15 protein-coding genes and 1 tRNA gene are annotated in these 16782 nt (G+C 65.9%); 9 read left to right on the top strand and 7 right to left on the bottom strand.

The genetic code is table 11. The features are described 5' to 3' along the window. Positions 1–41: 41 nt before the first annotated feature. The gene (locus tag BDI24065_RS33775; RefSeq protein ID WP_174962986.1) at positions 42–1097 is read right to left on the bottom strand and encodes a putative 2-aminoethylphosphonate ABC transporter substrate-binding protein; all 1056 of its coding nucleotides are present in this window, start codon (positions 1095–1097) and stop codon (positions 42–44) included. Between the two features lie 208 nt (positions 1098–1305). Here BDI24065_RS33775 and phnA point away from each other — a divergent pair, with 208 nt between their 5' ends. Beyond that, complete coding sequence (phnA, locus tag BDI24065_RS33780) at positions 1306–2544, top strand: phosphonoacetate hydrolase (RefSeq protein ID WP_174937368.1); 1239 nt, start codon at positions 1306–1308, stop codon at positions 2542–2544. Positions 2545–2573: 29 nt separating this feature from the next. Continuing rightward, positions 2574–4028 (top strand): phosphonoacetaldehyde dehydrogenase, encoded by a 1455-nt coding sequence (gene phnY / locus BDI24065_RS33785; protein ID WP_175034844.1) that lies wholly within the window; start codon positions 2574–2576, stop codon positions 4026–4028. 89 nt (positions 4029–4117) lie between these two features. Here phnY and BDI24065_RS33790 read toward each other — a convergent pair whose 3' ends face one another. Continuing rightward, positions 4118–4393, bottom strand: a complete 276-nt coding sequence (locus BDI24065_RS33790; RefSeq protein ID WP_175034845.1) for a hypothetical protein — start codon at positions 4391–4393, stop codon at positions 4118–4120. A gap of 326 nt (positions 4394–4719) precedes the next feature. On the opposite strand from BDI24065_RS33790, the gene BDI24065_RS33795 reads away from it, so the two are divergent. Genes BDI24065_RS33795 through BDI24065_RS33805 form a run of 3 tightly spaced genes read left to right on the top strand, consistent with a single transcriptional unit; the run spans position 4720 to position 6952 of the window. Next, a complete protein-coding gene (locus BDI24065_RS33795; RefSeq protein WP_175034846.1) occupies positions 4720–5502 on the top strand; it encodes an amino acid ABC transporter substrate-binding protein in 783 nt (260 codons plus the stop codon). A 14-nt stretch (positions 5503–5516) separates the two neighbouring features. Next, complete coding sequence (locus BDI24065_RS33800) at positions 5517–6197, top strand: amino acid ABC transporter permease (RefSeq protein ID WP_175034847.1); 681 nt, start codon at positions 5517–5519, stop codon at positions 6195–6197. Next, on the top strand, positions 6194–6952 hold the full coding sequence (locus tag BDI24065_RS33805; protein WP_175034848.1) for an amino acid ABC transporter ATP-binding protein: 759 nt from the start codon (positions 6194–6196) through the stop codon (positions 6950–6952). The genes BDI24065_RS33800 and BDI24065_RS33805 overlap by 4 nt, the downstream gene beginning before the upstream one ends. A gap of 24 nt (positions 6953–6976) precedes the next feature. On the opposite strand, the gene BDI24065_RS33810 is transcribed toward BDI24065_RS33805, so the two are convergent. Continuing rightward, on the bottom strand, positions 6977–7792 hold the full coding sequence (locus tag BDI24065_RS33810) for an alpha/beta fold hydrolase (RefSeq protein ID WP_175034849.1): 816 nt from the start codon (positions 7790–7792) through the stop codon (positions 6977–6979). Positions 7793–7873: 81 nt separating this feature from the next. On the opposite strand from BDI24065_RS33810, the gene BDI24065_RS33815 reads away from it, so the two are divergent. Continuing rightward, the gene (locus BDI24065_RS33815) at positions 7874–8488 is read left to right on the top strand and encodes a CGNR zinc finger domain-containing protein (protein ID WP_175034850.1); all 615 of its coding nucleotides are present in this window, start codon (positions 7874–7876) and stop codon (positions 8486–8488) included. Between the two features lie 54 nt (positions 8489–8542). Here BDI24065_RS33815 and BDI24065_RS33820 read toward each other — a convergent pair whose 3' ends face one another. Together BDI24065_RS33820 and BDI24065_RS33825 are read right to left on the bottom strand one after the other, a co-directional pair. Further along, positions 8543–9592 carry a DUF3592 domain-containing protein gene (locus BDI24065_RS33820; protein ID WP_175034851.1) on the bottom strand — a complete coding sequence of 350 codons (1050 nt, stop codon included), beginning with the start codon at positions 9590–9592 and terminating at the stop codon, positions 8543–8545. 186 nt (positions 9593–9778) lie between these two features. Next, positions 9779–9854, bottom strand: a tRNA-Lys gene (locus BDI24065_RS33825). A 189-nt stretch (positions 9855–10043) separates the two neighbouring features. Here BDI24065_RS33825 and BDI24065_RS33830 point away from each other — a divergent pair. Continuing rightward, positions 10044–10448 carry a PaaI family thioesterase gene (locus BDI24065_RS33830; RefSeq protein WP_006477449.1) on the top strand — a complete coding sequence of 135 codons (405 nt, stop codon included), beginning with the start codon at positions 10044–10046 and terminating at the stop codon, positions 10446–10448. Between the two features lie 8 nt (positions 10449–10456). Further along, positions 10457–11323, top strand: coding sequence for a patatin-like phospholipase family protein (locus tag BDI24065_RS33835; RefSeq protein ID WP_175034852.1), 867 nt, complete (start codon positions 10457–10459; stop codon positions 11321–11323). 49 nt (positions 11324–11372) lie between these two features. Here BDI24065_RS33835 and BDI24065_RS33840 read toward each other — a convergent pair whose 3' ends face one another. Continuing rightward, positions 11373–12386, bottom strand: a complete 1014-nt coding sequence (locus tag BDI24065_RS33840; protein ID WP_011353578.1) for a D-2-hydroxyacid dehydrogenase family protein — start codon at positions 12384–12386, stop codon at positions 11373–11375. A 426-nt stretch (positions 12387–12812) separates the two neighbouring features. On the opposite strand from BDI24065_RS33840, the gene BDI24065_RS33845 reads away from it, so the two are divergent. Next, entirely contained in the window at positions 12813–13862 is a 1050-nt protein-coding gene (locus tag BDI24065_RS33845; protein ID WP_175034853.1) for a LysR family transcriptional regulator, read from the top strand. Between the two features lie 126 nt (positions 13863–13988). On the opposite strand, the gene BDI24065_RS33850 is transcribed toward BDI24065_RS33845, so the two are convergent. Further along, positions 13989–16610 (bottom strand): DNA topoisomerase III, encoded by a 2622-nt coding sequence (locus BDI24065_RS33850; protein WP_175034854.1) that lies wholly within the window; start codon positions 16608–16610, stop codon positions 13989–13991. Positions 16611–16782: the final 172 nt, after the last annotated feature.

The following is a 16782-nucleotide window of genomic DNA, read 5'->3' on the forward strand; positions in this document are numbered from 1 at the left end:
GCGGGGCGGCGCGCGGCGCGGCCCCGCTGCCGGTCGCGGCATTACTGCTGCGTTTTCGAGCCGTAGCGCTTCTGCCACGTGTCGAGGATCGACTGGCGGTTCTTTGCCGACCACACGAAGTCGTTCTTCACGAGCAGGTCCGAGTAGTTGTCGGGGATGCCGGCCAGCTTCCGTGCGACACCCGGGTACGCGACGATCGCCCACCAGCGCGCGGTGATCTGGTTCGCATCCTTGCTCGCCATGAAGTCGGCCAGCTTCTTCGCGGCGTCGGGCTGCTTCGTCGTCTTCATGATCGCCGTGCCTTCCATGTCCCAGCCGAGCCCTTCCTTCGGGAACACGAGATCGATCGGCGCGCCCTGCGACTGCAGTTCGTGGCCGCGGAACTCGAACGAGATGCCGATCGGGAATTCGCCGGTGCCGGCGAGCGTGCAGGGCTTCGAGCCCGAGTGCACGTACTGCGCGACGTTCTTGTCGAGCGCGTCCATGAATTTCCAGCCGCGGTCGTCGCCGAAGGTCTGCAGCCATGCGGTCACGTCGAGGTAGCCGGTGCCGGATGAAACCGGGCTCGGCATCACGATCGCGCCTTTATAGACGGGCTTCGTCAGGTCTTCCCACGACGTCGGCTTCGGAATGCCCTTCGCCTGCGCGGCGACGCGGTTGTAGCAGATCGTCGCGCCCCATACGTCCATGCCGACCCAGTGCGGCGGCGTGTTTGCGTCGCTGTACTTGCGCGTGAGCTGGTCGAAGTCCTTCGGCGTGTACGGCATCAGCATGCCCTGCAGGTCGAGCAGCGTGAGGCTCGACGCGGCGAGGCCGAGCACCACATCCGCGCGCGGGTTGTTCTTTTCCGCGAGCAGCTTCGCGGTGACCGAACCGGTCGAGTCGCGCACCCAGCGGATCTCGATATCGGGGTTCGCTTTCTCGAACGCGTCCTTGTAGGGCTTCATCGCCTCGTCTTCCAGCGCGGTATAGACGAGCAGCGACGTCTTCGCGTGCGCCGCCTGCACCGCGCCGAGCGCGACCGCCGCGGCCAGTGCGAAGCGGGCCGCGCCCGCCGCCCATGCGTTCAAACGCTTGTTTACCGGCACTTCGTTCATCTTCAGACCCCTTGACTGTGGCGCCGCGGCACGCGGCGGATGAGTGGAGACCAGCCCTCTTGCTGCTACGTTGTTTTGCTTTCTGTTCGCTGCATGTTGTTGACAATCTACAAATCATCAATTTTAATGTCAAGCATGGAAAACACCTCCCTTCGGCGCGACGCGGGCGCCGACGGCTCTACCCTTCGAACTGAAAGGAATGAACGTCATGAATGAAACGCCTGTATCCGTGGAAGTGAACGGCCGCCGCTACAACTGGATGAGCCGGCCCGTGGTGGTCGTCTGCGTCGATGGCTGCGCATACGAATATCTGGAAGAAGCGGCCGAGGCCGGCGTCGCGCCGTTCCTGCGCACGCTGCTGAAGCCGGGCACGGCGCTCAAGGGCGAGTGCGTGGTGCCGAGCTTCACGAACCCCAACAACCTGTCGATCGTGACAGGCGTGCCGCCGGCGGTGCATGGGATAAGCGGCAACTACTTCTACGATCGCGACACCGGTGCCGAGGTGCTGATGAACGATCCGAAGTACCTGGTCGCACCGACCGTGCTCGCGACCTTCGCGGAGCAAGGGGCGAAGGTCGCGGTCGTCACCGCGAAGGACAAGCTGCGCCGCCTGCTCGGCAAGGGGCTGAAGGGCATCTGCTTCTCGTCGGAAAAGGCCGACGAGGCGAGCGTCGAGGAAAACGGCATCGACAACGTGCTCGAGCTGGTCGGCAAGCCGGTGCCGAGCGTGTACAGCGCGGACCTGTCGGAATTCGTGTTCGCAGCCGGCGTGCGCCTGCTCGAAACGCGCCCGATCGACCTGATGTACCTGTCGACGACCGACTACGTGCAGCACAAGTGCGCGCCCGGCACCGAAGGCGCGAACGCGTTCTACGCGATGATGGACAAGTACCTGCAGCGCCTCGACGAACTCGGCGCGATCGTCGCGATCACGGCCGACCACGGGATGAACGCGAAGCACGACGACGAAACCGGCGAGCCGAACGTGATCTACCTGCAGGAGCTGTTCGACGAGTGGCTCGGCGAGGACGCGGCACGCGTGATCCTGCCGATCACCGATCCGTACGTCGTGCACCACGGTGCGCTGGGTTCGTTCGCGACCGTCTACGTGCCGGCGACGGCCGATGCCGAGGCGCTGCGCGCACGGCTCGCCGCGGTCGACGGCATCGAGGTCGTGCTGACGGGCGCCGAGGGCTGCGCGCGCTTCGAGCTGCCGCCGGCGCGGATGGGCGACCTGATCGTGATCTCGAAGCAGGACGTCGTGCTCGGCACGCGCCGCATCAAGCACGACCTGTCGGGCCTCGACGTACCGCTGCGCTCGCACGGCGGGATCTCCGAGCAGATCGTGCCGCTGATCTTCAGCAAGCCGGTCGCGGGCGACGTCTCGGGCCGCGCGCGGCTGCGCAACTTCGACATCATCGACATCGCGCTCAACCATCTGCAGTGATGCGCACGCATCCGTAAGGGGACACACTCATGAACGCCATTGCAGCATCGACGGACGTCCGCGAGATTCGTCGCGAAGCACTGCGAATCGATGGGGAACGGATTCATCGGGACGCGGTAATCGAAGTGCGCAACCCGTACGACGGCTCGCTGGTCGGCACCGTGCCGAAGGCGACGCTGGACGATGTGAAGCGCGCCTTTGCGGCAGCCCGCGCCTACCGGCCGACGCTCACGCGCCACGATCGCGCGGCGATCCTGCGCCGCGCGGCCGACATCGTGCGTGCGCGCACCGCCGAGATTGCAGCGCTGATCACGGCCGAGGCCGGCTTGTGCATCAAGGATTCGACGTACGAAGCCGGCCGCGTCGCCGACGTGCTGACGTTCGGCGCCGGCGAAGTGCTGAAGGACGACGGGCAGATCTTCTCGTGCGACCTGACACCGCACGGGAAGAAGCGCCGCGTGTACACGCAGCGCGACCCGCTGCTCGGTGTGATCTCGGCAATCACGCCGTTCAACCATCCGATGAACCAGGTCGCGCACAAGATCGTGCCGTCGGTCGCGACCAACAACCGGATCGTCGTGAAGCCGTCGGAGAAGGTGCCGCTGTCGTGCTACCTGTTCGCGGACATCCTGTACGAAGCCGGCCTGCCGCCGCAGATGCTGCAAGTGCTCACCGGCGACCCGAAGGAGATCGCCGACGAACTGATCACGAACCCGGCGATCGATCTCATCACGTTCACCGGCGGTGTGTCGATCGGCAAGTCGATCGCGTCGCGGATGGGCTACCGGCGCGCAGTGCTCGAGCTTGGCGGCAACGATCCGATCATCGTGATGGAAGACGCCGACCTCGACGAAGCGAGCACGCTCGCGGTGTCGGGTTCGTACAAGAACTCAGGCCAGCGCTGTACGGCGATCAAGCGGATGCTCGTGCACGAGTCGGTGGCCGATCGCTTCACGGAGCTGGTGGTCGAGAAAACGCGTGCGTGGTCATACGGCAATCCGGCCGATCCATCGGTCGACATGGGTACGGTGATCGACGAGGCGGCCGCGAAGTTCTGCGAGCAACAGGTGAACGATGCGATCGCGCGCGGTGCGCGGCTGCTGGTCGGCAACGTCCGCGACGGCGCGCTGTATTCGCCGACGGTGATCGATTGCGTGACGCCCGACATGCCGCTCGTGAAATACGAAACCTTCGGCCCCGTATCGCCGATCATGCGTTTTCGCGACATCGACGAAGCGATCCGGATGTCGAACAGCACCGACTATGCGTTGTCGTCGTCGGTCTGCACGAACCGCTTCGACAGCATCACGCGTTTCATCACCGAGCTGGAGGTCGGCAGCGTGAACGTGCGCGAAGTGCCGGGCTACCGGCTCGAGCTGACGCCGTTCGGCGGCGTGAAGGATTCGGGGCTCGGGTACAAGGAGGGCGTGCAGGAAGCGATGAAGAGCTTCACGAATACGAAGACGTATTCGCTGCCGTGGTAAGCGATGTGTGATGCGGACGCGCCGGTTCGAAGGCCGGCGCGCGGAATGTCCCCCGGCGGGATGCGGCTGCGACGGGTGCCAGGCGACGGTCAATCGTCGTCGTCGTCGCGGTGATGTCGCCAGCCGCGATGCCAGCCGTTGTCGTGCCGGTAGCGGCGATAGCGATATTCGCCGTAGTACGGGCCGAAATAGACGGGCGCCGGCTCGTACACGACGGGCGGCGGTGTGTAGTAGACAGGCGGCGGTGCCTCGATCACCGGCCCCGGTACGCCGAAGTACACGCCGATGTCGGCATGCGCGAACGCGCTGGCCGACAGGCAGGCGGCCGCGATGCCGACGGCACTGGACAACAGGATGCGTTTCATTTGCCGTTCACTCCGCTCGTGGGGGCAACGCCCGTGAGCAACAGGTTCACCTGTCTTCATGGTACGTAGCGCATGCCGAATGGGTGATACCGCGATGTCGCTTCTGTAACCGCCGGTAACGAATCGTCGGACGATCGCCGTGCTGCATCGCGACGGATTTCATCGGCGGGGTGAGCGTGGCTGGCCGGCACGTTATTCGATGCGTTCATATCGTTAGCGGATTTGCGTTTTTGCGGGACTTCGACGCGTCGGTAGAATTCGCGGACCTCTCGAACGGCACACGCGTGCCGCGGGATCATTCCCTCCAATCATTCGGGGTCCGCACCATGAAATTCCTTCGCTCCATCCTGGTCGTCGCCATGCTGCAGGCCGTTGCGGTCACGAGCGCACTGGCTGCCGATGACCTGTCGCAGATCAAGTCGTCCGGCGTGTTCCGGGTCGGCACCGAAGGGACCTACGCGCCGTTCACGTACCACGACGAAACCGGCAAGCTGACGGGCTTCGACGTCGATATCGCGACCGCGATCGCGCGACGCCTCGGCGTGAAGCCGCAGTTCGTCGAAGGCAAGTGGGACGGGCTGATCGCGGGCCTCGACGTGAACCGCTACGACGCGGTCGTCAATGAAGTGTCGATCACCGACGCGCGCAAGGCGAAATACGATTTCTCGACACCGTACATCACGTCGCGCGCGGTGCTGATCGTGCGTGCGGACAACACGACGATCCGCTCGTTCGACGACCTCAAGGGCAAGAAATCCGCGAACACGCTGACCAGCAATTTCGGCAAGCTCGCAGCCGCGCACGGCGCGGACGTGGTGCCCGTGCAGGGCTTCAACGAATCGATCGACCTGCTGAGCTCGGGGCGCGTCGACGCGACGATCAACGATTCGCTGTCGTACCTCGATTTCCGCAAGCACAAGCCGGACGCGAAGCTGAAGATCGCGGCGACCGACACCGGTGGCGCGAGCGACGCATCGGGCGTGCTGCTGCGCAAGGGCAGCCCCGCGCTGGTGGCCGCGATCGACAAGGCGCTCGCGGACATCAAGGCCGACGGCACCTACGCAAAGATCTCGCAGAAGTATTTCGGCCGCGACGTGTCGCAGCCGTGACGCGAGGCTGAACGATGCCGGCCTGGCTTCACCTGATGGCGGAATCGCTGCGGCCCCTGCTCGTCGCGGGGCTCGTGTTCACGGTGCCGCTCACGCTCGCGTCGTTCGCGATCGGCCTGCTGCTCGCATTCGGCGCGGCGCTTGTGCGGCTGTTCGGGCCGCGCTGGGCGCAGGCCGCCGTGCGTTTCTACATCTGGCTGTTTCGCGGTTCGCCGCTGCTCGTGCAGTTGTTCGTGATCTTCTACGGCCTGCCGAGCGTCGGCATCGTGCTCGATCCGCTGACGGCCGCGGTGATCGGCTTCTCGCTGAACGTCGGCGCGTACAACGCCGAGGTGATTCGCGGCGTGATCGAATCGATTCCGAAGGGGCAGTGGGAGGCCGCGTACTCGATGGCGATGACGCGCCCGCAGGCGTTGCGCCGCGCGATCCTGCCGCAGGCGGCGCGCGTCGCGCTGCCTGCGCTGTCGAATTCGTTCATTTCGCTCGTGAAGGACACGTCGCTCGCGGCCGTGCTGACCGTGCCGGAGATCTTCCAGGCCGCGCAGCGGATCGCGGCCGTGACCTACGAGCCGATGATTCTCTATACGGAAGCCGCGCTGATCTATCTGCTGCTCAGCTCGGTGCTGTCCACGCTGCAGCGTCGCCTCGAAGCCCGCTTCGGCCGTCATGCGCTGTTCCAGGCGGAGTGGCGATGATCCGGCTCGAACGCATCGACAAGTCGTTCGGCACGCATCGCGTGCTGCACGGGATCGACCTCGCGTTGCAGCCCGGTAGCGTGACGGCGCTGATCGGGCCGTCCGGCAGCGGCAAGAGCACGTTGCTGCGTTGCGTGAACCTGCTCGAAGTGCCCGAGGCGGGCACGCTGACGGTCGGTGATGTGCGCGTCGACTTCTCGCCGGCGCACCGGCCAGCGCGCGACGCCGTGTTCGCGGTGCGCCGACAGACCGGGATGGTGTTCCAGAACTTCCAGCTGTTTCCGCACCTGAGCGTCGTGCAGAACGTGATGGAAGGGCTCGTCACCGTGCAGCGCTGGCCGCGCGAACGGGCCCGCGAACGCGCGCTCGCACTGCTCGAGAAGGTCGGCATCGCGGACAAGGCCGACGCGTGGCCCGGTACGTTGTCGGGCGGCCAGCAGCAACGCGTCGCGATTGCACGTGCGCTCGCGCCGTCGCCGCAGGTGCTGTTGTGCGACGAACCGACGTCGGCGCTCGATCCGGAGTTGTCCGTCGAAGTGGTCGAGGTGCTGCGCCAGCTCGCGCGCGAAGGCACGACGATGCTGATGGCGACGCACGACCTGCGGCTGGCCGCGTCGATCGCGCACGACGCGGTGTTTCTCGCGGACGGTCGCGTCGTCGAGGCCGGTGCGTCGCGCGACCTGTTCGGCGACCCGCGCGATCCGCGCACCGCGAAGTTCATCTCGACACTCGCGCAGGGCGTGCCGGTGTTCTGACGCGACAAGCGGTACCGCTGGCGATCAACCGTGCCGTGGCCCGTCGAGCACCGCCGCGACGATCGCCTCCGGTGCATCTTCCTGCACCAGGTGGCCCGCGCGCGGCACCCTGATCAGCTGGCCGTTCGCGATGCGATCGGCCAGCGCCTGCCCCTGTTCGAGCGGAATCCACGCGTCGTCCTCGCCCCACACGATGCGCACCGGAAAATCGGGCGGCGCGTAACGGGCCTCGGCTTCCTCGATGTAGCACTGGCGCATCTGCGCGATCTGACGATAGAACGCGGCCTGACCAACGGGCGTGAGCCACGGCGCGCGGTAGATCGACAGCGCGTCGTCGCTCAGCGGCCGGGCGACCGCATTGCCGAGATACGCCGACACGAGCGCGTGATGCGCATACGCAGGCAGTCCGGTGAATGCGGCTTCGTGTTGCGCGACGTGGCGTACGAACGGCGAACCCTGCGGCGCGATCGCGACCGGATTCACGAGCGTGAGATCCGCATAGGCGACGCCGTCGAGGTAGTGCGCGCGCAGCACGGTTGCGCCGCCGTAGTCGTGCGCGAGCACGCGCGGGCACGAAATGTTCCACTCATCGAGCAGTGCGCCGAACAGCACGTTCTGGCGACCGAGCGACACGTCGGCGTCCGGCATGTCGGATTGACCGTAGCCGAGCAGGTCGTAGAAGAACACGCGATGACGGCGCGCGAGCCACGGTGCGATCCGGCGCCACACCTGCGACGAAAACGGCGTGCCGTGCACGAGCACGAGCGGCGGGCCTTCGCCGAGCGTTCCCCACGCAATCCGGTGGCCTTCGAAAATGAAGCGATTGGCGAGTTCGAGCATCGGCCTCTCCGTGCTAACCTGTTTTGGTTGTTAACAGGTTACGCCGGATTGTCCGGATGCGAAACCGATAGGTGCAAATAAATGGTTACTCGATACGAGCCCGCGCGACCCGCGCACACATGGGGCGCTGCCGATTTCGTCGGCGGCCATCCGGCGCTCGACTTCCTCAACACGGTGGCCGATACGGGCAAGACGCGCGATGCGGACAAACTCGTCGACTGGCCGGCCGTGCACGCGTGGGCGGAACGATCGGGGTTGCTGGCGCCGGCCGATCTGGCGCGGCTTCTGCGTCATGCGCGACATGACGACGCCGACGCGCTGGCCGCGCTGCATCGCTTTCGGGAGGATGCCTACACGGCGATCGCGCACCTGACGGCCGGAGAGGGCGGCACGGCCGGCGCGCGTGCGGCGGAACGGCTTACCGTTGCGATACGCGAGGCGATCGGGCGCAGCGCGTTCGATGCGGTCGACGGCCGGTTCGCGTGGCGGCCCGACGCGCGCGCCGCGTCGCGTTGGGTCGATGCGGCCGCACTCGGCTTCGAGCAGTTGTTGCGCAGCGATGATTTCGCGCGCGTGCGGCAGTGCGGCCGGTGCACGTGGTTCTTCGTCGATCGCGGCCGCGGCGTCGGGCGCCGCTGGTGCGACATGCGCACGTGCGGGAACCGCGCGAAGGTGGAGGCGTTCAGGGAGCGGTGATGCGCGCGCCGTGCCGGTTGTCGTGCCACGTGGTGCGCGGCCGGCGCGCGAATGTCATTGCGCGGTGTCGTGCGATCGATGGTCCGGCCACAGCGTCGCGGCGACGAACAGCCCGGCCGCGAGGAACGGTGCACCGATTGCCAGCAGGATGGCCGTGAGGCCCCAGCGATCCCAGAAGCGGTCGACGACCGCGCGCTCGGGGGTGACGGGGTCGTACAGCACGTTGACCGCTTCGCCTTCCTGCAGGCCCGGATGCGATGACGCCGAGCCCTGGGCGAACGTGATCTGGCGTCCGCTGTCGGTCGTGAACGCGACGATCGCCGAATACAGCGACGTGCGCGAGCGGGACGACCGCGCATTCTTTGCGATCTCGACGACGTGGCCGGTAGAGCGCGCGTAGTGGTGGACGATCTGCCACTGACGCAAGCCGGCTGCGCCGGCTCCGGCGATGAAGCCCGTGCCGATCGTGATCGGAATCAGCACGATCGCGATATCCCAGCGGCGTCGCGCCTGCTTGCGCTCGGCTCGGGCCGGCGGTGCGTCGGATTGCATGCGGTGGCGCTTGCCGACGATCAGCAGGGCGCCGATCGCGAACGACGCGACGGCGAGCAGTGCCGACACCGCCGCCGGAAACCAGCGTTGCGCGAAATCGTCGATCAGCGCGGGGCGCTCGGGATGGACGGGGTCGAGCAGGACGTCGACGTTCTCGCCGATGTCGTAGGCGGGGATGGTCGAGGCGGTATTGCCGGCGATCTCGCGGCGCTGGCCGTCGTTCGCGAGATACGCGACGATCGGCCGGTACGCGCGCATCGCGTCGCTGTCCTGCACGATACGTACGACCGTGCCCGGCGTGCGAACCAGGTGGCCGGCCACCTGGCCGGTCGTGACGGCGAGCACGCCCGCCAGTACGAGCAGCACGGCGCCGAGCGCCAGCGCGACGAGCGCGCCCTTACCCGGCATGACCGGATCCGGTTCGTGCGTCGCACTGCGGATTCCGGCGTGATCGGGCGAGCGGCGTGTCCCGGCGGACAGGCCGATATCGGCGCAACCAGGCCCTCTGAATGGTCGCGTCTCGGTTACATGCTTCCATGTCTGACGTCCCATGTTCTCTCAGTGCCGGCGGGCAAACGGCAGCCCGTGCGCCGGTCGTGTGATATTTGTCGGACGATTCTAGCGGAAACGTTGCGGAACAGGCGTGCGGTGGCGTACTGCGACAGGGCGCGCGCCACGAATGCGGCGGCGGAAAGGAAAAAGCCCGGTTAGCTTTCGCTAACCGGGCTTCGGAATTCCTGGTGGGGCGTGAGTGACTCGAACACTCGACCTACGGATTAAGAGTCCGCTGCTCTACCAACTGAGCTAACGCCCCCAACAGAAGAAAGATTATGCATGGGTATTTCAGACCTTGCAAGCCCTTTCTGCAAATTTCCCAAAATATTTCGTCACGACAACGGCAGCTGTCGGCCCGATGACGAGCGATCGCAGTTTCCGCGCTCCCGGTATGATGACGCCACACGTGTTGCGCGGCGGTCGCGCAACGCTTTCTGGGCTTTCGAAGATGGACGAAAACGCAGTCCGCGAATTGCTGGATCGCCTGCTGGCCCCCTGGGTCCGCTCGCTCGGTCTGGTCCCTGTGTCGATCGGCGACGACAGCGTCACGCTGCGCCTGCCGTTTTCCGGCGAATTCCGCCATTCGGGCGGCATCATCTGCGGCCAGGTGTTCACGGCGGCCGCCGACACCGCGATGGTGGTCGCGATTTCGGCCGCGCTTGGCGAGTTCCGGCCGATGACGACCGTGTCGCTGAACACGAACTTCATGCGGCCCGTGCGCAAGGGCGACGTGCTCGTCACCGCGCGCGTGCTGCGGATGGGCCGCAATCTCGTATTCGGCGAAGTCGAACTGTTCGACGAGGACGGCAAGATGGCGGTCCACGCGACGTCGACCTACGCGCTCGTCAGCTGAGCGGCGCGATGTTCGACCAGATCGTCTTTGCGGGCGGCGGCAATCGCTGCTGGTGGCAGGCCGGCTTCTGGGACGTCGCCCAGCCGGCGCTCGGCCTGCGCCCGCGTGTGATTACCGGCATCTCGGCCGGCGCGGCGACCGCGTGCATGCTGTATACGCGCGACGCCGCCTGGGTGATGCGCTATTACGAAGAGGCGCTGCGCCACAACCGGAAGAATGCGTACTGGGGCAACCTGTTCGGACGCGAGCCCGTGTTTCCGCATTACCGGATTTACCGTCAGGCGCTGCTCGACATCTACGGCGAGCCGTTCGCGAAGCTTGCCGCGGCGCCGGAGATCCGCATCGGCGTGTCGCACGTGCCGCGCTGGCTCGGCGCACGCAGCGCGGTGGCCGCCGGCCTCGTCGCATACAACATCGAGAAGTACGTGCGCAAGACGCTGCACCCGACGCTCGGGCGCACGCTCGGCTTTCGGCCGGAATTCGTGCGCGCGCAGGCCTGCACGCGCGTCGACGATCTCGCCGACCTGATCCTGCAGTCGTCCTGCACGCCGCCGTTCACGCCGGTGCTGCGTCGCGGCGGCCGGCCCGTGCTCGACGGCGGGATGGTCGACAACGTGCCGGTCGACGCGCTCGACCCGACGCCGGGCGACGTGCTCGTGCTCGTCACGCGGCTGTACCCGCGGCCGCAGATGTTCACGGTCGCGCATGGCGAGCAGCGGCGGCTGTACGTCCAGCCGTCGAGCAAGGTGCCGATTTCGAGTTGGGATTACACGAGCCCGTCGCAGATGCGGCATGCGTACGACCTCGGGCGGCGCGACGGCGAGCATTTCCTCACGCGCGTCGGCACGATGACGGGCGGCCGCGCGGCCGCCTGAAGACGGGAAGCAGGAAGCGGGGCCGCGCGGCGGGCGCGGCCCGCGGCGCTCAGCGCACGCGGCGCGGCGTCAGGGCTTCCGGGTTGACGACGCTCGACATGTCGCCCTGGTCGAACGCCAGGATGTTCCTGAATGCCGCGCTGAAGTAGAGCTCGTAGCTTTCGCGCTCGACGTAGCCGATGTGCGGCGTGCAGATCACGTTTTCCATCCGCAGCAGGCTGTAGCCCTGCAGGATCGGCTCGCTCTCGAACACGTCGATCGCGACCATCCCCGGACGGTTGTGCGACAGCGCGTTGACCAGTGCATTTTCCTCGAGCAGTTCGGCGCGGCTCGTGTTGACGAGCAGCGACGTCGGCTTCATCCGCATCAGGTCTTCCTGCTTCACGATCCCGCGCGTGTCGTCGTGCATGCGCAGGTGCAGCGACAGCACGTCGCTCTGCTCGAACAGCGCTTCGCGGCTTTCGGCGGCCGTATAGCCGTCGGCGCGCGCGGCCTCGAGCGAATGCTCGCGGCCCCAGATCAGCACGTTCATCCCGAACGCCTTGCCGTAGCCGGCGACGAGCCGGCCGATCTTGCCGTAACCCCAGATGCCGAGCGTCTGGCCGCGCAGCACCTGGCCGAGGCCGAAGTTCGGCGGCATCGCCGACGTCTTCAGGCCCGACTGCTGCCACGCGCCTTGCTTCAGGTTCGCGACGTACTGCGGAATGCGGCGCTGGGCGGCCATCACGAGCGCCCAGGTCAGCTCGGCGGGGGCAATCGGCGAGCCCGTGCCTTCGAGCACCGCGATGCCGCGGTCGGTACAGGCTTCGAGATCGATGTGGCTCGAAATGCGGCCGGTCTGGCTGATCATGCGCAGGTTCGGCAGCTTGGCGAGCAGTTGCGACGAAATCGGGGTCCGTTCGCGAATCAGCACGAGCGCCTCGACTTCCGCCAGACGGCTGGCGAGTTGTCCCAACCCGCGCACCGTATTGTTGAAGACCTTCACGTCGTGGTCGGCAAGCATCTCGAAGCAGTTCAGCTTGCGGACGGCGTCCTGGTAGTCGTCGAGGATGGCAATTTTCATGGTGAACGGGTGTCGCGCGTTGAAAGCGGCGGTGGCGGCGGCGCACGTCGCGCACCCGTCCCGCCCGGCCGGGGCCGACATCATGCTACGTCGGCCGCCTTCATGGTGTCTTTTTAACAGGTTGTTACGCTCCGCCGCAATTGGCGTCAGCCTGACCCGGAGCCGCTTGCGCGGCGGGCGGAAGGGTGCGCTGTTGTGTCGCATCAAATACGTCCTTCCTGATTCGGCCGCTTACTCGACGAGGTTCACCCAATTGTTGCTCCAATCAGAATAATTGGATCAACTATCCGCAGAAGGCGAGGATTTTTGACTATTTTTATCGTCAACAGGGGCCTTGTTGAGCAACTCTGCATCATTTCCGCTGTCGTAGGAGAATTACGCATTTGCATCATCTTTTTGAAGTTGTAACAGCGGCAGGAGTCGTTTATGGATCATTTGCAGTCGATGCGCGTGTTCGTCAAGGTTGCAGATCTCGGCAGTTTTGCGCGGGCCGCGAGTGCAATGGATATCTCCAACGCGGTCGCGACGCGTCACGTCGCCGATCTGGAAGGCCGGCTCGGCACGCGTTTGCTGAACCGCACCACGCGCAGTCTTTCCCTGACGGAGTCGGGCCAGGTCTATCTGGAGCGTGCTCGCCAGATCCTCGATGAGCTCGAGGATGTCGAGCAGATGGTCGTCGCGCGCAATCACGAGCCGGTCGGCACGTTGCGCATCGTCGCGCCGGTCGTGTTCGGCCTGCATAACCTCGCGCCCGTGTTGCAGTCGTACACCGAGAATTTCCCGAAAGTGGTGCCGGATCTGACGCTGGTCGATCGACAGGTCGATCTCGTCGAGGAAGGCTTCGACGTCGGTATCGTCGTCACGCGCCAGATGCGCAGCGCGAGCATCGTCACGCGGCGCCTGACCACCGGCTGCATGACCGTGTGCGCAACGCCGAGCTATCTGGAAAAGCACGGCGTGCCGACCCATCCGGAGCATCTCGCCGAGCACCCGAGCCTGAGCTTGCCGACCGAATACTGGGGCGACGAGCGCGTGTTTACGGGGCCGGACGGCGAAGTGCGCGTGCGCCCGACCAACGTGATCGTCGCGAACAACACCGCGATGCTGCGCCAGTTCGCGCTGCTCGGGATGGGTGTCGCGATCCTGCCGAGCTACCTGATCGGCGGAGACATCGCGCGCGGCGCGCTCGTGCGGCTGCTGCCGGATTTCCGGCTGCCGCAGGTCGAGATCAACATTGCTTACCCGAGCCGGCGCCATCTGCCCGCGAAGGTGCGCACGTTCATCGACCACCTCGTCGAGCATTTCAGCCACTCGACCGACGCGACGATGGGCGAGCAGTGGGCTGCGCAGAGTTCCGTGCTCGCGCCGATCGGCGTCGAGACGCGTGCCGAGCAGCCGGAAGCGGCCGACCCGAACCTGTCGCCGCGCTTGCCGCGTTCGCCACGCACGCGCGTTGCGGCGCCGTCGCCGCTGTAACGGCGCGACGGCCGGGCGGCGGTTGTCGCCGCACAAAGAAAAACGCGGATCGAGCAATCGATCCGCGTTTTTTTATGGCTGCCTGCCGGAGCCGGATGGGCCGGGGGAGGCCCCGGCGGCCGGTCGTTACGAGCCGGTCTTGCGCGCCGTCGTTTTGCGAGCGGCCGTCTTGGTTGCGGTCTTGGCGGCGGTCTTGCGAGCCGGTGCCGGTTTCTCTTCGGCACCTTCCGTCACGGTTTCGGCATCCTTCGTCGCCGATTTTGCTGTCTTCTTCGCGGCAGCGGCCTTCGGCTCCTTCTTCTCGAACTCGAAGCCGATCTTGCCGTCCGGCTGCTTCACGAGGAATGCCTTGAAGTTGCGGCCCGTGCGCGACGACTTGAAGTTCGGCAGCAGATCCGTGCGGCCGTCGGCCAGCAGCTTGCCCATCTGCTCGCGCGTGATTTCCTGCTGCAGGATCACCTTGCCCGAGCGGAAGTCGCAGGTCTTCGGGTTGGCCACCGAGTGCTCGCACACGTAGCTCATCCCGTGCTCGAACACGCGGCCCTTGCACTTCGGGCACGCGCCGACCGGTTCCTGCGCGGAGAAGTCGGGCGCTTCGCCTTCCTCGCCGCCCGTGTCCTGACCGAAGTCGAACTCGAGCTTGTAGTTCTTCGTCTCGTCGTCGAAGGACAGCTTGAGGATCGCCGAGAACGGGCGGCCCATCTTGCTGCGGAAGCCGGACAGCGGGCCGATCGTCTTCTCGCGCAGCAGTTCCTCGACTTCCGGGATCTCGAACTGCCGGCTGCCCGGGATCTTCGAGATCGAGAACTCGCACTTCGTGCACGCGAAGCGGCGGTAGTTTTCCTTTACCTGGCCGCCGCAATTCGGGCACGGTGTCTCGAGCGTCGCGTAATCGCCGGGGATCGTGTCCGAATCGTATTCCTTCGCGCGCTTCACGATCTGCTGCGTCATGCGGGCGATTTCCTGCATGAACGCTTCGCGCCCGAGGTTGCCGCGCTCCATCTGCGACAGCTTGTATTCCCATTCGCCGGTGAGCTCGGGCGCGGTGAGTTCCTTCACGCCGAGCCCGCGCAGCAGCGTCATCAGCTGGAATGCCTTCGCGGTCGGGATCAGTTCGCGGCCTTCGCGCACGAGGTATTTCTCGCCGAGCAGGCCTTCGATGATCGCCGCACGCGTGGCCGGCGTGCCGAGGCCCTTCGCGGCCATCGCCTCGCGCAGTTCGTCGTCCTCGACGAGCTTGCCCGCGCCTTCCATCGCGGACAGCAGCGTCGCTTCCGAGTAGCGTGCGGGCGGCTTCGTGACGAGCGCGACGGCGGCGATTTCGTCCGTCTTCACCTTCTCGTCCTTCTGCACCGGCACGAGGTTCGCATCCGCGCCTTCGGCGTCGCGGCCGTACACCTGCAGCCAGCCCGGCTCGACGAGCACCTTGCCTTCGGTCTTGAAGTGATGGCCGGCGACTTCGGTGATCCGCGTCGTGACGCGGAATTCGGCGGCCGGGAAGAACACGGCGAGGAAGCGCTTCACGACCATGTCGTACAGCTTCTGCTCCGGCTCGGACAGCGACTTCGGCGCCTGCAGCGTCGGGATGATTGCAAAGTGGTCGCTGATCTTCGAGTTGTCGAAGATCCGCTTGTTCGGCTTCACCCAGCCCTTGTCGAGCACCTGCTTCGCATGCGGCAGGTAGTTGTTGCTCTCCTTGAGCATCTCGAGCGTGGACTCGACCGTCGACAGGTAGTCTTCCGGCAGCGCGCGCGCGTCGGTACGCGGGTAGGTCAGCACCTTGTGCTTTTCATACAGCGCCTGCGCGAGGCCGAGCGTGTTCTTCGCGGAGAAGCCGAAGCGGCTGTTCGCTTCGCGCTGCAGGCTCGTCAGGTCGAACAGCAGCGGCGACAGCTGCGTCGACGGCTTCGATTCCTCCGAGACCGTGCCGACCTGGTCGCGACACGCGGCGACGATCGTTTCGGCAGCCGGCAGGCTCCACAGGCGGGAGTCGCGCCTTTCCGGATCGAATTCGTCGCGCTTGAATTTCGGGTCGTACCACTTGCCTTCGTAGAAGCCGCCCGCGCACGCGAATTCGGCCTTCACTTCCCAGTAGTCGCGCGGGATGAAGCGGCGGATTTTCTCTTCGCGTTCGACGACGATCGACAACGTTGGCGTCTGAACGCGGCCAACTGTCGTCAGGAAGAAGCCGCCGCCCTTGCTGTTGAACGCGGTCATCGCGCGGGTGCCGTTGATCCCGACGAGCCAGTCGGCTTCCGAGCGGCAGCGCGCAGCGTCGGCGAGCGGCAGCATGTCCGCGTCGCTGCGCAGGTTCGCGAAGCCGTCGCGGATCGCCTGCGGAGTCATCGACTGCAACCACAGGCGCTGGACCGGCTGCTTCGCTTTCGCATGCTGCGCGATCAGGCGGAAAATCAGCTCGCCCTCACGCCCCGCGTCACATGCGTTGATCAGGCGGTCGACGTCCTTGCGCTTCAGCAGCTTGGTGAGCACCTTGAGGCGCGACTCGCTTTTTGCGATCGGGTTCAGGTCGAAATGCGGGGGGATGACGGGCAGATGCGCGAAGCTCCATTTCCCGCGCTTGACCTCGTACTCTTCCGGGGCGGCGATTTCCAGCAAGTGGCCGACAGCGGACGAAAGGACGAAATCGTCGCTTTCGTAATACTCGTCATGCTTGGTAAAGCCGCCCAAAGCGCGTGCGATGTCGTTCGCGACAGAAGGCTTTTCCGCAATGATCAGTGCTTTGGACATGACAGGTGTGTGTTGGTAGACCGGGTTCGCCGGTTGTGGGTCCCTTTTACGACCGCTTTATAGCACACGCCGCAGCGATGGCGGCTCAGCGTGCAAAAAGCGGCTCATCATAGAGGGGGGCCGCAACGGCGGCAAGCGCCCGGCGCGGCGGAGCGCGCAAACGCGCGCAAAA

It is taken from the genome of Burkholderia lata (genome assembly GCF_902499025.1).
In the GTDB taxonomy this organism is placed as follows: domain Bacteria; phylum Pseudomonadota; class Gammaproteobacteria; order Burkholderiales; family Burkholderiaceae; genus Burkholderia; species Burkholderia lata_C.

Excerpts from the sequence above, each read along its gene's own strand:
- phnA (WP_174937368.1), top strand. The coding sequence starts at position 1,306 with ATGAATGAAACGCCTGTATCCGTGGAAGTGAACGGCCGCCGCTACAAC.
- BDI24065_RS33845 (WP_175034853.1), top strand. The coding sequence starts at position 12,813 with ATGGATCATTTGCAGTCGATGCGCGTGTTCGTCAAGGTTGCAGATCTC.
- BDI24065_RS33810 (WP_175034849.1), bottom strand. The coding sequence starts at position 7,792 with ATGCTCGAACTCGCCAATCGCTTCATTTTCGAAGGCCACCGGATTGCG.
- BDI24065_RS33840 (WP_011353578.1), bottom strand. The coding sequence starts at position 12,386 with ATGAAAATTGCCATCCTCGACGACTACCAGGACGCCGTCCGCAAGCTG.
- BDI24065_RS33775 (WP_174962986.1), bottom strand. The coding sequence starts at position 1,097 with ATGAACGAAGTGCCGGTAAACAAGCGTTTGAACGCATGGGCGGCGGGC.
- phnY (WP_175034844.1), top strand. The coding sequence starts at position 2,574 with ATGAACGCCATTGCAGCATCGACGGACGTCCGCGAGATTCGTCGCGAA.
- BDI24065_RS33805 (WP_175034848.1), top strand. The coding sequence starts at position 6,194 with ATGATCCGGCTCGAACGCATCGACAAGTCGTTCGGCACGCATCGCGTG.
- BDI24065_RS33820 (WP_175034851.1), bottom strand. The coding sequence starts at position 9,592 with ATGGGACGTCAGACATGGAAGCATGTAACCGAGACGCGACCATTCAGA.
- BDI24065_RS33835 (WP_175034852.1), top strand. The coding sequence starts at position 10,457 with ATGTTCGACCAGATCGTCTTTGCGGGCGGCGGCAATCGCTGCTGGTGG.
- BDI24065_RS33850 (WP_175034854.1), bottom strand. The coding sequence starts at position 16,610 with ATGTCCAAAGCACTGATCATTGCGGAAAAGCCTTCTGTCGCGAACGAC.
- BDI24065_RS33795 (WP_175034846.1), top strand. The coding sequence starts at position 4,720 with ATGAAATTCCTTCGCTCCATCCTGGTCGTCGCCATGCTGCAGGCCGTT.
- BDI24065_RS33815 (WP_175034850.1), top strand. The coding sequence starts at position 7,874 with ATGGTTACTCGATACGAGCCCGCGCGACCCGCGCACACATGGGGCGCT.
- BDI24065_RS33800 (WP_175034847.1), top strand. The coding sequence starts at position 5,517 with ATGCCGGCCTGGCTTCACCTGATGGCGGAATCGCTGCGGCCCCTGCTC.
- BDI24065_RS33790 (WP_175034845.1), bottom strand. The coding sequence starts at position 4,393 with ATGAAACGCATCCTGTTGTCCAGTGCCGTCGGCATCGCGGCCGCCTGC.
- BDI24065_RS33830 (WP_006477449.1), top strand. The coding sequence starts at position 10,044 with ATGGACGAAAACGCAGTCCGCGAATTGCTGGATCGCCTGCTGGCCCCC.